This is a genomic window from Pseudomonas sp. UF-293 (assembly GCF_058245595.1).
The window spans coordinates 1-14,957 of sequence record NZ_JBSICA010000006.1 but is presented as its reverse complement, the minus strand read 5'-3'; the positions used below and the strand labels follow the sequence as shown (position 1 = coordinate 14,957).

Annotated in this window: 11 protein-coding genes; 1 reads left to right on the top strand and 10 read right to left on the bottom strand. The window is 61.7% G+C overall.

Annotated features, from left to right (window positions below):
- Positions 1-49: 49 nt before the first annotated feature.
- From AC4IHP_RS09000 to AC4IHP_RS08955, 10 genes are all read right to left on the bottom strand, one after another.
- Complete coding sequence (locus AC4IHP_RS09000) at positions 50-1,618, bottom strand: efflux transporter outer membrane subunit (RefSeq protein WP_490831514.1); 1,569 nt, start codon at positions 1,616-1,618, stop codon at positions 50-52.
- Positions 1,615-2,682: an HlyD family secretion protein gene (locus tag AC4IHP_RS08995; RefSeq protein WP_490831513.1), complete on the bottom strand. Its 1,068-nt coding sequence runs from the start codon at positions 2,680-2,682 to the stop codon at positions 1,615-1,617. Before AC4IHP_RS08995 ends, AC4IHP_RS09000 begins: the two co-directional genes overlap by 4 nt.
- Before the next feature lie 27 nt (positions 2,683-2,709).
- On the bottom strand, positions 2,710-4,248 hold the full coding sequence (locus AC4IHP_RS08990) for an MFS transporter (protein ID WP_490831512.1): 1,539 nt from the start codon (positions 4,246-4,248) through the stop codon (positions 2,710-2,712).
- A 225-nt stretch (positions 4,249-4,473) separates the two neighbouring features.
- Positions 4,474-5,391 (bottom strand): LysR family transcriptional regulator, encoded by a 918-nt coding sequence (locus AC4IHP_RS08985; protein WP_490831511.1) that lies wholly within the window; start codon positions 5,389-5,391, stop codon positions 4,474-4,476.
- A gap of 174 nt (positions 5,392-5,565) precedes the next feature.
- Entirely contained in the window at positions 5,566-6,432 is an 867-nt protein-coding gene (locus AC4IHP_RS08980; RefSeq protein WP_490831510.1) for an ABC transporter permease, read from the bottom strand.
- A gap of 20 nt (positions 6,433-6,452) precedes the next feature.
- A complete protein-coding gene (locus tag AC4IHP_RS08975; protein ID WP_460122711.1) occupies positions 6,453-7,313 on the bottom strand; it encodes an ABC transporter ATP-binding protein in 861 nt (286 codons plus the stop codon).
- Between the two features lie 17 nt (positions 7,314-7,330).
- A complete protein-coding gene (locus tag AC4IHP_RS08970; RefSeq protein ID WP_490831509.1) occupies positions 7,331-8,227 on the bottom strand; it encodes a TauD/TfdA dioxygenase family protein in 897 nt (298 codons plus the stop codon).
- 333 nt (positions 8,228-8,560) lie between these two features.
- Complete coding sequence (locus tag AC4IHP_RS08965; protein WP_471878398.1) at positions 8,561-9,928, bottom strand: HlyD family type I secretion periplasmic adaptor subunit; 1,368 nt, start codon at positions 9,926-9,928, stop codon at positions 8,561-8,563.
- Entirely contained in the window at positions 9,918-12,074 is a 2,157-nt protein-coding gene (locus tag AC4IHP_RS08960; protein WP_490831508.1) for a type I secretion system permease/ATPase, read from the bottom strand. Before AC4IHP_RS08960 ends, AC4IHP_RS08965 begins: the two co-directional genes overlap by 11 nt.
- A 33-nt stretch (positions 12,075-12,107) precedes the next feature.
- Positions 12,108-13,460 (bottom strand): TolC family outer membrane protein, encoded by a 1,353-nt coding sequence (locus AC4IHP_RS08955; protein WP_039756280.1) that lies wholly within the window; start codon positions 13,458-13,460, stop codon positions 12,108-12,110.
- A 361-nt stretch (positions 13,461-13,821) separates the two neighbouring features.
- Between AC4IHP_RS08955 and AC4IHP_RS08950 the strand changes: the two genes are divergently transcribed.
- A partial coding sequence (locus AC4IHP_RS08950; protein WP_490831507.1) for a retention module-containing protein occupies positions 13,822-14,957 on the top strand: 1,136 nt, incomplete at its 3' end.

Sequence of the window (14,957 nt, the reverse complement as noted above, 5' to 3'; positions counted from 1 at the left end):
CGTTACGCCGTTTGCTGCAGTGGAGTTGATCATAGCTGTCGCTGCGGGTTCAGGGTCTGGCGACGTCCGGCGAGCCTGCGGCCAGTTGCTCTGCCGGATAGACCGATTGCCATCCGCCGCCCAACGCTTTGTATAAACCGACCATCGCCAGGGACACGCCGGTCGAGCTTTCCACCCATTGTTCCTGCGTGGCGAGCAAGGCGCTCTGTACGGTGAGGACGTTGACGAAATCGACCACGCCTTCGACGTATTGCTGTTGCGCGGTGCGCAGGGCGATCTGATTCTGGCGCACGGCTTCGGCGAGGCTGTCGCGACGACGCTGGCTGGCGTTGTACGCGGTGATTTGATCGTCGATTTCATGCCAGGCGCGCAGCACAGTCTGCTGGTAGGCGATGGCCGCTTCCTGCTGTTGGGCTTCACGCAGTTGGAGCATGCCGCGCAGGCGACCGCCGTCGAACAACGGCAGGCTGAATTGCGGGCCGATGGCAAAGGCACGCGAGCCCCATGAACCGAAATCGCTGAGTTGCATCGCTTGCGAACCGAGGTTGCCGGACAGGGTGATGCGCGGATAGAAATCGCCCTTGGCCACGCCGATGTTGGCGGTGGCGGCATGCAGACGCGCTTCGGCCTGGCGGATATCGGGGCGACGTTCGGCCAATTGCGACGGCAGGCCGATGGCGACTTGCAGTGGCGACTGCGGCACTGCCGCGTCTGTGGATAACGCTTGAGCGAGGGCCTGCGGCGGTTCGCCCATCAGCAGACTGATTGCGTTGATCAGTTGCGCCTGACGCTGCTCAAGTGCCGGCAGCCGTGCTTCGATGGCGGCGACTTGCGCGGCGGCTTCGGCGACATCCAGATCGGTGGCCACGCCATCGGCCAGCCGCAGCTGCGAGAGTTTAAGGCTGTGGCGGGCGACATCGAGATTCTGCTCGGTGACGGCGCGGGTGCTCTGCACCCCGCGCAGCTGAATGTAGTTTTGCGCGGTGTCGGCAAGCACCGTCAGCAGCACGCCGCGACGATCGTTTTCCGCCACCTCGAGGTTGGCATCAGCAGCTTCGGTTTCACGGCGCACGCGGCCCCAGAAGTCCAGTTCCCATGACGCCGAGAAACCGGCATCCCACAGATTGAAAGCCTCGTCGCCGTTATTTCCCGATGGATCGTTCAAGCCTTTGCCACTGTTGCGTTTGCGCCCGTAGCTGCCGCTGGCGGTGCTGTTCGGATAACGCTCGGCGGTGATCACCTGACGCGCGGCGCGGCTTTGTTGCAGGCGGCTGCTGGCCAGTTGCAGGTCGAGGTTGCTGTTCAGCGCGCGCTGGGTAAGCGCGGAAAGCTGCGGGTCGTGGAAGGTTTCCCACCAGCGTTCGTTCAGGGGTTCGCTGACGGCCTGGCTTGGGGCGGACCGGGCAGGTTTGGCCCAGTCGGCAGGCTGAGGGACTTCGGGTTTCTGGAAATCTGGGCCGACAGTGCAGGCGGTGAGACTCATTGTGAGCAAGGCACTGAAGGTTAGCTGCTGCCACTGGCTTTTTCGTGAGCAGGCTCGCTCCCACAGGGGGAACGCATTAAAAAATGTGGGAGCGAGCCTGCTCGCGAAGGCGACAGCCGATTCAACACCGATCATCGCTGCGTCACCTCGCGCCCGGACGCCGTCGAGCTGGCGGTATCAATACTCGCCTCCACCGACATCCCCACCCGCAAGCGCTCGGCCAGTGGCTGGCCCGGTTCCAGCACAATCTTCACCGGAATCCGCTGTACAACTTTGGTGAAATTACCCGTCGCGTTATCAGGTTTCACCGCCGCAAAGGTCACGCCCGTTGCCGGCGCAATGCTCTCGACGCGGCCGGTGAGGGCTTCGCCGCCGAGGCTGTCGACCCGCACTTGCACATCCTGCCCGGGCCGCACGTCGGTCAACTGGGTTTCCTGAAAGTTGGCGACCACGTAGGCCTGTTGCAACGGCACCACCGCCAACAGCTTGCTGCCCGGCGTGACGTAAGCCCCGACACGCACCGCGCGCTCGCCGATCATGCCGTCCTGCGGCGCGGTGATACGCGTATAGGACAAGTTGAAACTGGCGATTTCCAGCGCCGCCTGCGCGTGTTTCAGATTGCCTTCAGCGGCGTTGCGCTGGGCGGTGAGAATCTCGACCTGCTTGCGTTCGGCCGCCAGTTTCGCCGTCGCGGTATCGAGGCGTGCCGAGGCCTGATCGATGCGCGTGCGTGCCTGCTGCGCGTTCTGCACGGTGCCGGCGCCGACACCGGCGAGATGGTTGTAGCGGTTCAGTTCCTGTTGTGCGAAGGCCATTTCCGCTTTGGCCGAGACCACGGTGGCCTGCGCCTGAGCAATCAGCGAAGCCTGCCGCTCCAGAGTCGCGTTGGCGTTCTGCAACTGTGCCCGCGCGACCAGGGTTTGCGCATCCGCCGCTTCCGCCGCTGCGCGCAAATCACGGTCATCGATCAGCGCCAGCAACTGCCCGGCCTTGACCTGCTGGTTGTCTTCGACCAGCACCTGCTTGATGAACCCGGCCACGCGCGGCACCACCAGCGTGTAGTCGGCAGAGACGAAGGCGTCGTTGGTGGTTTGCTCGGTGCGTTGGCCGAACAACCCGGGCATCGCCAGATACACCAGCACGCCCACCGCCAGCGCGGCAGCCACGGCCACCGCGAGTTTTTGCTTGGATTGAGTCATAAAAAACCTTCTGTTTCAGTACAGCTGTCAAGTCGGCGCGCGCGGCGGATAGATCCGCGTCGGCAGCCAGAAAATCAGCAGGATCAACGCCACGGCAACGCCGGCCATGCACAGGTACAAATCGGACGAAGTCAGCACTACCGCCTGCTCGTGCACGCGGTGAGCAAGGCCCGGATCGCTGTGATCGGCCAGCGGCGAATTGCCGAGGCTGTCGACCAACATGGTCGAATGGAAATGCAGGCGCGATGTGGTCAGCGCTTCGATGACGCCGGTGGCGACCACGGCGGCCAGGCCTTTGACGGTGTTGAACCACGCCGACGCGAACGGCCCTTCCATCGGCGTGATACTGCCGGTCGACAACATCAGCAGCGGCAACACCGCCATCGGCTGGCCGAAAATCTGCAGCCATTGCAGGACGTAGAAATCATCGCGGATCCACTGCGAAGTCAGGTGCGAACCACCCAGGCAGGACAGCGCGAGCATGCCCAGCCCAATACCGAGCACCCAGCGGCAATCGACCCAGCGCAAATTGCACAGCGCCGCCACCAGCGGTAGCGCGATCAATTGCGGCAGCGCGGCAATGAGCATGATCGGCGCGGTTTGCGCCGGACGATAACCCTGCACCTGGGCCAGATAACTCGACGGAATCAGCACCACCGCCAGCAGCACGATCAGCACCCCGGCGAGGGTGATCAACGCAAACAACAGGTTGCGGATGCCGAGCATCTGCAGCTTGAAAAACGGAATCGGCTGCGACCATTCATTGATCATAAAAGCCACCAGCAGCAGCGAACCGGCACCGAGTAATCCACAGATCAGATTCGACTCGAACCAGTCCAGTCGACTGCCCTGCAACAAACCGATCACCAGCATGCAGATCGCTGGAAAGCCAAGCAGCAGGCCTTTCCAATTGAACGTCCTGAGACGTTCCAGCCGCAGCGGATCCTGCGGCAAACCGTAGGCGACGGCGACCATGGCGATCAGACACGGCACGATGATCTGCCAGAAGGTCCATTGCCAGCCGACGTATTCGGTCCAAAGACCGGCCAGCGGCGTGCCGAGCCCCGGGCCGAACGTCGCGGTCAACGCGTAGCCGGCCAGCCCGTAGAGCTTGATGTTCGCCGGGAGAAAGCGCAGCGCGACGGTCATCAGCATCGGCGGCAGCGCGCCGCCGGCGAGGCCCTGAAGGATGCGCATCAACAATAGACTTTCGTAATTCGGGGCGAACGGGCACAGCACGCCGAGCAGGGTAAAAAGACCGATGGCGCACAGCGTGAAGCGACGCAGCGAGAAGGTCACCGAGCACCACGGCGCAAAGGCCATGGCCGCAACCGACGTCGCCGTATAACTGGCGACCAGCCAGGTGCCTTCGTCGTAGCCGATGTGCAGCGCGCCGCGAATATCGGCCAGTGCGACTTTGGTGACCATCTCGTTGAGGCCCGAGACCAGCACGGCCAACAGCACGCCGACCAGACCAATGATGATCCGCGCCCCGAACACCGGAGGCGCAACCGCCGTCGCCGGGCTGGCCGCGGCGAGAGGCGCCGAGACCGTCAGGGATGTCATGAATGAAAAGCTCCGGGGGTGAAAATACCGGAGAATTTTAGTGGGGCTTGATGCTGACGAAAATTGACTTATTGGCAGGTTATAAGTGCATCAGACACAACGGTGAATGCCTATGTGGGAGCGAGCCTGCTCGCGAAAGCGGTGGAACAGTCGCCATTGAGGTGACTGACCCGACGCCTTCGCGAGCAGGCTCGCTCCCACAGGGATTCGATGGTGTCTGATGATTTATGGCTGCGCCGCCAGCCACGTTTCATCGCAGCAGGTCTTGAGGGCTTCGCGCAGCCAGCGGTGGGCCGGGTCCTTGTCGAAGCGCGGGTGCCAGGCCTGGGTCAGCATCAGCATGGGCAGTGGAATCGGCAGGTCGAATGAACGCAGTTTCAGGCCCAGCCGCCGTACGCTGAGCAGGGCCTCCTTAGGCACCGGCAGGATCAGATCGGAGTCGGGCAAGGCAAACATCGCTGCATGGAAACTCGGCGCGATCACCGCCACCCGGCGCTCCAGCCCCAATGCATTCAACGCTGTGTCGATCGGGCCGCGAGCGATGCCACGGCGCGACATGCTGATGTGGGAAAAACCGGCGTAGCGCTCAGCCGTGATTTCGCCATCGAGCAACGGATGATTTTCGCGCACCAGGCCGACGAAATGCGTGGAGAACAGGTTCTGCACTTTCACTTCCGGCGTGAGCGGACGGGTGTTGCTGACGCTCAGATCGATGCGCCCTTCGCGCAGCGCCTCATCGTCGCCATCGCCTTCCGGGACAAAGCGCAATTCGCAATGCGGGGCGAGTTGGTCGAGGGTGTCGAACAGCTTGCCGCCGTAAACGCCGACGAAGAAATCATTGGCGCGGATGCTGAAGCGCCGGCGCAAGGTGCCCAGCTCGACGCTGTCGGCGGAGCGAAACAGCAGCGCCGCCTGCTCGACCACGTCGCGCACCTGTTCGCGCAGTTCGAGGGCTTTGGGGGTCGGCACCAGGCCACGCCCGGCGCGCACCAGAATGGGATCGCCGATGGCGTCGCGGATCCGCGTCAGCGTGCGGCTCATGGCCGCCGGGCTGAGGTTCATCCGCCGCGCCGCGCCGACCACACTGCCCTCGTCGAGCAACGCATCGAGGGCGACCAGAAGGTTCATGTCCGGGAGTTGCATGCTGAGCACTCTTGGCTGATCTGGATTGATCCGGGCGCAATGCTAACAAACATCCCTCAAGAGTGACGATGCCAGCGCTGGCCTCTTCGCGAGCAGGCTCGCTCCCACCTTGGAATGCGTACTCATGTGGGAGCGAGCCTGCTCGCGAAGAGGCCGGCCCAGCCAATGAAGAAATCAGCGCTGCATACCCCAGCGCTTGACGGTCACCCGCTCGAGGGTGGCAAACACCAGATTCTCCACCAGCAAACCAATCAGGATCACCACCGCCAACCCGGCAAATACCTTGTCGGTGTACAGCTCATTGCGATTCTGAAAGATGTACCAGCCCAGCCCGCCCTTGCCACTGGTCGCGCCAAACACCAGTTCGGCGGCGATCAAGGTGCGCCAGGCAAACGCCCAGCCAATCTTCAAACCCGCGAGAATCGACGGCAGCGCGGCCGGGATCAGGATGAACAAGACCAGGCGCAATCCCTTGAGGCCATAATTGCGCCCGGCCATGCGCAGCGTATCGGAGACGCCGAGAAATCCCGCATAGGTGTTCAGCGCCAGCGCCCACAAGACCGAATGCACCAGCACGAAAATCAGGCTGTTCTGGCCCAATCCGAACCAGAGCAGCGCCAACGGCAGCAGGGCAATCGCCGGCAACGGGTTGAACATCGAAGTCATCGTACTGAGCAGATCACGTCCCAACTGGGTCGATACCGCCAATGTCGTCAGGGCAAAGGCGAGGACGATGCCGATCAGGTAACCCTTGATCAGCACCACCAAAGATATCCACACCTTGGCCAGCAACTCGCCACTGAGCATACCGTCGAACAGTGCCTGCGCGGTTTGCAGAAAACTCGGCAGCATCAGGTCGTTGTTCTGAATCCGCGCGACCACTTCCCAGATAATCGCCAGCACGATCAGGATCAGGCTTTTGCGCAGCCAGCCCTGTTGCCACAGGCGCGTGCCGAGCGGCAATTCGCGCTCGACCGGCACTGCGGTCAGCGGCTCGAGTACGGTTTCGAATTCTTCACGCACGGATGATGAATGGCTCATCGGGTAGTCCTCCTGGCCGCTCAATAGGCGATGCGAATGTCATTGAAGTCGTGATCACGTTCGGTCTCCGGCGCCTGGCCCTCATCGAACAGCAGACGATGAATGCGCCGCGCCGATTCCTGAAACGCTACGCCGCCGAGACTGTGCAGATCGTATTGATGGCTGTGCACTTCGGCGCGCACCCGGCCCGGATGTGGCGACAACAAGAGGATGCGATTGCCTACCACCAAGGCTTCTTCAATCGAATGAGTGACGAACAGCAGGGTGAAGCGCACCTCTTCCCAGAGCAGCAGCAACTCCTCCTGCATCTTGCGTCGGGTCAGCGCATCGAGTGCAGCGAAGGGTTCGTCCATCAAGAGGATTTTCGGCTGCATGGCCAAGGCCCGGGCGATCGCCACCCGCGCTTTCATGCCGCCGGACAAGGTGTGCGGATAGGCGTCGGCGAACGCCGCCAGACCGACCTTTTGCAGATAGTGCAGCGCGCGTTCTTCGGCGTCTTTCTTGTTCAAGGTGCGCGAGGCGAGCAGCGGGAACATCACGTTCTGCTTGACGGTTTTCCACGGCGGCAGCTGATCGAATTCCTGAAACACCACAATGCGGTCCGGCCCCGGCGCATCGACGCGCTGGCCTTGCAGACGGATCTCGCCTTCGCAGGGCTGGATGAACCCGGCCACCGCTTTGAGCAGGGTCGATTTACCGCACCCGGACGGGCCGAGCAGGACGAAACGATCAGCGGGGTCGACGGCGAAACTGACTTGGTGGGTGGCGCGCACCACGCGTTGCGGCGTGCGGTATTCGAGGCTGACGTGATCGACGGTCAGCAACGCTTCGCTGTGGGCGATCGGGTTGCTGGCCGCGTGGCCTGGCAAAGGGGCGTTCATGGTCGATCTCCGGCAAATCAGAAAGGCGCATCGCCCTGAATGGTCGTGCGATACAGCTTGCGGCGCAGGTGCGCAGGACAGCCGGCGGCGAGATGGATCAGCGAACGGTTGTCCCAGAACACCAGATCATGCGGCTCCCATTGATGGCGGTAGATATTTTGCGCAAGCACGCTGTGAGCGAAGAGCTCGGCCAGCAACTGGCGGCTCTCGTCGTCGGGCAGACCGACGATGCGCGTGGTGAAGCCTTCGCTGACGAACAAGGCCTTGCGGCCGTTTTCCGGATGAGTGCGCACCACCGGGTGCACCACTTCGGCGACCTGAGCCAACTGTTCAGGGGTCAGGGTCGGGCGCCAGTTGCCTTCGAATTTGCTTTCGCTGTAGCGCGCCGTGTAGGAGTGCGCGGCAAAGCGCCCTTCAACCGCATTGCGCAACGCAGCCGGCAAGTCGTCCCAGGCTTTGTGCATGTCGGCGAACAGCGTATCGCCGCCCTCGGCGGGCAGCTCTTGGGCGTGCAGCATCGAGCCGAGGCTCGGCAGCTCTTTATAGGAAAGATCGGAATGCCAGAACTTGCCGGCGTCACCGAGACCGATGTTCTGGCCGTTCTCGATAATGTTGGAAACAATGAGAATTTCCGGGTGGTTGGCCAGCAGGAATTGCTTGAGCACATGGATCTGCAACACGCCGAAGCGACGGCTGAAATCGATTTGCTGTTGCGGGGTGATCTGCTGATCGCGAAAGACCACGACATGGTGATCCAGATGTGCGCGGTGGATCCGCGCGAAGTCCTGATCATTCACTGGCCGGCTCAGGTCGAGGCCAACGATCTCGGCACCGACGGCATCGCTGAAGGGACGAATTTCGAAGATTTGCGGCGCGGCAGTTGCGGCGCTTTCGGTGGCAGTAGCGGCGGACATCAATCATCTCCCACGCACGGCGCGCTCACAAACGCGCTCGTCGATCAGACACTCACGCTGGATTGCGTGTCGGTTCAGGTCGTGCGGCGCGCCGATTGGTCGGCAGGTACGCAGGCGGATGACTTTATAGCTATAAGAATTTGAAATTAAATACCGTTAATGAATAACGATATGGCGAATGGTGAGGGGGTGGGTGACGATTTGTGTCACTTACCGACGGATATGTAGCGCTCCCGAAGACGCCTTCGCGAGCAGGCTCGCTCCCACAGTTGGAATGCAATCTCCTGTGGGAGCGAGCCTGCTCGCGAATGAGGCGTCAACAGCGCTGAAGACCTAGCGCTCGTGCAACGCCTCAGCCCGTGCGCGGATAATCGGCTTGAGCAAATAGCTCAACACCGACTTCTTGCCGGTGATGATATCCACCGAAGCGACCATCCCCGGAATGATCAACAGAGGTTTCTCGTCTGTGCCCAAATGACTGCGCTCGGTGCGTACCTTGATCACGTAGTAAGTGGTTTTTTTGTCTTCATCGGTGATGGTATCCGCGCCGATCTGCTCCAGCTGCGCCTTCAGCCCGCCGTAAATGGTGTAGTCATAGGCGGTGAACTTGACGATCGCTTCCTGCCCCGGATGCAGGAAGGCAATGTCCTGCGGGCGGATCTTGGCCTCGACCAGCAGGGTGTCGTCCAGCGGCACGATTTCGACCATGTCGCTGCCCGGCTGGATCACGCCGCCAATGGTGTTGACCAGCAACTTGTTGACAATGCCCCGCACGGGCGAGGTGACCAGCGTACGGCTGACGCGGTCTTCCAGTGCTTTGCCGGTGGCCTGGGCCTTGTTCAGATCGGTGCGCGCTTCGTTGAGTTGGGTCAGCGCTTCGCTGCGGAATTTGCCACGGGTTTCGTCGATCTTGCGCTGCACTTCCTTGATCGCCGATTCGGCGCGCGGGATCGCCAGCGTGGTCGCATCGAGCTGGCCTCGGGTTTCCACTTCGGCACGCTTGAGGCGCAACACTTCCACCGGCGAGACCGCGCCCTGCGCCACCAGTGGCTCGGACATGTTGATTTCCTGACGCTGCAAGCCGAGTTGCTGGCGGTACTGCGCCTGCTTGGAGCTGAACTCACGCAGCTCTTGCTGACGCTGGATCAACTGCTCCTGCAAACCACCGATTTCGTCGTGCAACTGCTGACGCCGGCTGATGTACAGCGACTCTTCGCTTTTTGCCTGGCCCGGCACGGCTTTGAGCACGTCCTCGGGAAAACTCAGCGGACGATCATCGACTTCCGCGCTCAGACGCTCGACCCGCAGCAACATCGACAGGCGATCAGCCTCGGTTTCGCCAACGTTGGAGGCGAAACGCGTGTCATCGAGACGAATCAGCGGCGCGCCGGCCTCGACGATCTGACCTTCCTTGACGAACAGCTCGGAGACGATACCGCCCTCCAGGTTCTGGATTTTCTGGATCTTCGACGACGGAATCGCCTTGCCGTCGCCCTTGGTCACTTCGTCGATTACGGCGAAGTTGGCCCAAAGCATGAGGAACACGAAGAAGCCGATAATCGCCCAGATGGTCAGGCGCACGACGCGCGGGGCGTCTTCGATCAGCGCCTTGTTGACCTCCGGCAGCGGCTGGCCCTGCAGCGAGGCAGAGCCCTTGAAGTAGCGACGGATCGACTCCTTGACACCGGACTTAAGCAACACTGATCTGCCCCTTCTTCAACGCTTCCATCACGGCGGCTTTCGGGCCGTCGGCGAGAATCTGTCCGCGATCGATCACCAGCAGGCGATCAACCAGCGACAACAGCGATGCCCGGTGCGTGACCAGCACCACGGTCTTGTTTTCAATCACCGCTGCGAGGCGTTGCTTGAGGCGTTCTTCACCGGTGTTGTCCATCGCACTGGTTGGCTCATCCATCAGCAGAATCGGCGGATTGAGCAACAGCGCCCGGGCCAGGGCGACGTTCTGTCGTTGGCCGCCGGAGAGGTTCTGCCCGCGCTCGCCGACTTGCAGTTCATAGCCTTGCGGGTGCAAACGGGCGAATTCGTGGACGCCGGCCAGTTCTGCGGCTTGCAGCACCAGCTCGTCTTCGACGTAACGCGCACCGGACACCAGGTTGTCACGCAGCGTACCGGACAGCAGTTGAATGTCCTGCGGCACGTAGCCGATGTTGTAGCGCAGTTCGCTGACATCGATCTGGCGGATGTCCACGCCGTCGACCAGCAAGGCACCGTCGTCCGGTTGGTAGAGGCCGACCAGCAGTTTCGCCAGCGAACTCTTGCCCGAACCGCTGCGGCCAATGATGCCGATCTTCTCGCCGGGACGGATGACCAGGTTGATGTTCTTCAGCGCCGGGTTCTGCTGGTCCGGGTAGGTGAAACTGAGCTGACGGCATTCGATCGCACCCTGCAAGACCTTGCGGCTCAGCGGGCGCTCCTCGAAATTGCGCTCCTGCGGCAGCTCCATCATCTGGTCGACCGAAGTCATGGTCACACGCGCCTGTTGATAGCGCGTGAGCAGGCCCGACAGCGACGCCAGCGGGCTCAGCGCACGGCCACTGAGCATGTAACAGGCGATCAGCCCGCCCATGCTCAGGTTGCCGGCGATGATCTGGTACACGCCGAAGACGATCATGATCACCCCGGCCAGTTGCTGGATCAGCAAGGTGATGTTCATCGCCAGGCCGGAGAGCATTTTCACTCGCAGCTCGAGACGGCTGAGGGTGCCGATGGTCTGCTCCCACTGATACTGGCGCTCGCTTTCGGCGTTGTTGACCTTGACCGCATCCAGACCGGCGAGGGTTTCGATCAGGCTCGACTGGCGCTCGGCGCCCAGCGCCATGGTGCGCTCCATGGTCGCGATCAGCGGCTTCTGCAAGGCGTAGCCGATGAGCAGGGCAATCGGGAACGCCAGCACCGGAATCCACACCAGATGCCCGCCGAGAATGGCGATGACGATGAAAATCAGAATGGTAAACGGCAGGTCGATCAGGCTGGTCAGGGTCAGCGAGGCGAGGAAGTCGCGCAGGCTCTGAAACTCATGGATGTTCTGGGCAAAACTGCCGACCCGCGCCGGGCGGTATTTCATCGCCATGCCGACGATGCGCTCAAACAGCGTGGCGGAGATGATCAGGTCGGTTTTCTTCCCGGCCAGATCCAGGCACAGGCTGCGCAGACTCTTGAGGATCAGGTCGAAGATATAGGCGCCGGTAATGCCCAGCGCCAGTACCCACAGAGTTGCTTCGGCCTGGTTCGGCACCACGCGGTCGTAGACGTTCATCACGAACAGCGGCGCGGCCATGGCGATGATGTTGATCAGAAAACTGGCGGCGATCGCATCGGCGTACAGCCAGCGCGAACGCTTGAGGGTGTCACGGAACCACGAGCGTGCGCGCGGGATCAGCGTGCCGTGGTTGACGTCGAATTTGTGCTGCGGCTGGGCGAAGAACACTTTGCCGGTGTAATCGTCGCTCAGCAGTTCGCGGCTGACCACCGACTCGCCGCCGTCGCTTTCGCTGAGCAGCACGCGTGCTTCGTGGTCGCCCTGCCAGCCGAGCAGGACGGCACTGCGGCCATCCTTGAGCAACAACAGCGCGGGCATGGCGATCGCCGGAATTTCTTCGAGCTTGCGCTGCAACACCCGACCCTGCAGGCCGGCACGAGCCGCTGCGCGCGGCAGCAGCTCGATACTCAAACGTTGTTTGGGCAGCGGCAGGCCGGTGGTCAGCATCGCCGCGCTGGCAGGCTTCTGGTGCAGCATGCACAGGGCGAGCAGACCATCCAGCAACGGATCGTCATGCAACGCGCGTGGATCATGGCTGAGTTGAACTCGACTGACTTCTGATTCCACGCTCGACACTCTTTAACAGTTGAAAGGGATAACTCAGTTCATCCCAGGCAGCTGGACCTTGGGCTTCACGTCGTTCTGCACAACGGATGCCAACGGCGCGACCACTCCCTGGCTTTTGAGCAATTGGCCCATGGTCGCCTTGATTCGGTACTGAGTAAATAACTGAATGTTCTTGATTTCCGCCAGACGCCGCGAAGCAGTGAACAGTTCGTTTTCGCTGTCGAGCAAGTCCAGCAGGGTGCGCTCGCCGAGGCTGAATTGACGCTGGTAGGCGGTACGCACCGAGGTGCTGTGGTCGACGTATTGCTGGGCGATCGGCACCTGGGCATTGGCATTGTTCAGGGCGTTCCAGGCCAGGCCGAGCTCTTCGTTCAACTGGCGCAGGGCGTTGTTGCGGATGTCCAGCGCCTGGTTGGCCAGGTACGACTTGGATTCCAGATCAGCCTTGTTGCTGCCACCGGAATACAGGTTGAAACGCATGCGCAACATGGCCTGCCATTCGTTGTTGTGTCCGTTCTGGCCGTCGAGATCGTTGTCGGCGGTGCGGCCGAGTTCGGCGTCGAAGCGTGGGTAGAAGGTCGATTTGGCGGTGGCGAACTGCTTCTCGGCAGCGGCGATGTCCGACTCGGCGGAACGCAGGATCGGGCTGTTTTCCAGCATTTGCGCACGGGCCTCATTGAGGTTGGCCGGCATCATCGCCATGAACGGTGCCGGACGCTCGAGCTGGTCTGGCATCTGGCCGACGGCGCTGAGGAAGTTGGTTTCCGCGTCGGCGAGGTTGGTCTGTTCGGTGATCAGGTTGTTGCGGGCCTGCGCCATACGGGCTTCAGCCTGATCAAGGTCGGCACCGCTGCCGACGCCGCGCTGGGTGCGCAGCTGGATCTGGTCGTAGATGCGCTGGTGGCTCTTGAGGTTTTCCTCCGCCAGACGGACGAATTCGCGACGGGTCAGCACGTCCAGATACACCTGGGCGACGGTCAGCGCGGTACGCTCGGAAGTGCCCAGCAGCGAGTAAGCACGGGAGCTGACGTTGGCTTGTTGACGCGCTACTTCGTTGGACGTCGCGAAACCGTCAAAAACCATCTGCGAGAGACGTAAACTTGACTCACTGCGGTTCAACGTCTCCCAGTGATTGCCGCCGCCATTGGCCCGGGTCGTTACGCTGTCAGTGCCTTCGCGGCCATAACCGCCCAGCAGATCGACCTTGGGCAGGTATCCCCCTTTCGCAGCCTTTAACTGATAATCCGCCGCCAATCGACTGTTGACCCCCGCCTGAATCTCCGGATGGACATCCAGCGCCTGTTGCATGGCTTCTGGTAAGGATTGTGCTTGTACAAAAGAGGCGGCGAGAGCGAAGGGAGCGGCAAGGAGCAAAAGCGAACGCATGGTTGGAATTTTCCCGGAACTTCTTGTCTTGAATCACAGCAGAAACGTGGCGCTGCGTCGGATGATGGCAACCCGAAAGACCGTATGTCGGAAAGTTCAAAACAGGAACTGGATGACAGGCTGAAGGACAGGTCGCCGCGGAAATATCAATGTGACATTAGTGGGGCGATTGTTTAGGATGGCTCCCAGAAGGTCAATAGTTTGGCATAAAGTTAATCGCGATAATTTATAGCCAGATTATTGACGAAAACCCAGCGTCAATAAGTTATCCATTTATAGAAAGTACGTCCAGACTGAAGTGGCGCCGACGCCCGTCAGGTCCATGGAAGTCAACTGAATGTGACACCCCGGAGAGTCTTCAATGAGCAGTGTTGTTGCCGTCGTCAAAAGCATTGTCGGTCAGGTTTTCGTGGTGTCCCCAGAGGGCGTGCGTCGCGTACTCGTTGAAGGCGATCGCCTGTATGTCGGCGACCAGATCGATACCGGTCTGTCCGGCGCGGTGTCGCTGGAACTGGCCGATGGCCGCATGCTCGATCTGGGCCGCGACACCCAGTGGAGCGCCAGCTCGCCTGACTCCAGCACTGACCTGGCCGAAGCGACGGCGCAGGCTGCGCCTTCTGTAGAAGAACTGCAGCAAGCAATTGCCGCCGGGGTCGACCCGACCACCGCACTCGAATCCACCGCTGCCGGCCCAACTGCCGCAGGTACCGGTGGTGCTGCCGGTGGCGGTCACAGCTTCGTCATGCTCGACGCCACCGCTGGCCGCGTCGATCCGACCATTGGCTTCCCTACGGCGGGCATCAACTCCGCCGGGCAAGTCGCGCAGGACACCACCGGCGGCCTGACCACCGACACCACCACCAATGCGCTGCGTGATTCGACCCTGAGCCTCAGTGCCACGCCGACCATCACCGAAGCCGGCGGCGTGCTGGTGTACACCGCGACCCTGACCCAGGCGCCGCTGACCGACCTGACCATCACTCTGTCCAATGGCGCAGTGATCGTCATTCCGGCCGGCGCCACCACCGGCACCGTCAACGTGCCGCTGGCGCCGAACGACACGGTCTATAACGACCCGACCCAGATCGACGTGACCGTCACCGGCACAACCGGCGGCAACGGCATCACCGTGACCCCGCCAACTGTCCCGGCGACCACGCAAGTCACCGACACTGTCGACACCACTACCGTTACTTTGACGGCTGGTTCGAGCGTGACCGAAGGTGGCCAGATCACTTACACCGCGACATTGACCAACCCGGCGCAAACCCCGGTAACCGTCACACTGTCGAACGGCTCGACCATTACCATTGGCGCTGGCCAGACTACCGGCACCGTCAACGTGCCGACGCCGGCCAACGACGTGTACAACAACGGCAGCACCGTCAGCACCACGATCACTGGCGCTACCGGTGGCAATTTCGAAAATCTGGTGCCGAACGCTACGCCAGCCGTCACTACGATCACTGATTCGGTCGACAACACCGGCCTGACCCT

What these genes read in the sequence shown, in the direction of transcription:
- AC4IHP_RS08955 (WP_039756280.1), bottom strand. Translation starts at nt 13,460, where the DNA reads ATGCGTTCGCTTTTGCTCCTTGCCGCTCCCTTCGCTCTCGCCGCCTCT.
- AC4IHP_RS08970 (WP_490831509.1), bottom strand. Translation starts at nt 8,227, where the DNA reads ATGTCCGCCGCTACTGCCACCGAAAGCGCCGCAACTGCCGCGCCGCAA.
- AC4IHP_RS08980 (WP_490831510.1), bottom strand. Translation starts at nt 6,432, where the DNA reads ATGAGCCATTCATCATCCGTGCGTGAAGAATTCGAAACCGTACTCGAG.
- AC4IHP_RS08990 (WP_490831512.1), bottom strand. Translation starts at nt 4,248, where the DNA reads ATGACATCCCTGACGGTCTCGGCGCCTCTCGCCGCGGCCAGCCCGGCG.
- AC4IHP_RS08985 (WP_490831511.1), bottom strand. Translation starts at nt 5,391, where the DNA reads ATGCAACTCCCGGACATGAACCTTCTGGTCGCCCTCGATGCGTTGCTC.
- AC4IHP_RS08975 (WP_460122711.1), bottom strand. Translation starts at nt 7,313, where the DNA reads ATGAACGCCCCTTTGCCAGGCCACGCGGCCAGCAACCCGATCGCCCAC.
- AC4IHP_RS08995 (WP_490831513.1), bottom strand. Translation starts at nt 2,682, where the DNA reads ATGACTCAATCCAAGCAAAAACTCGCGGTGGCCGTGGCTGCCGCGCTG.
- AC4IHP_RS09000 (WP_490831514.1), bottom strand. Translation starts at nt 1,618, where the DNA reads ATGATCGGTGTTGAATCGGCTGTCGCCTTCGCGAGCAGGCTCGCTCCC.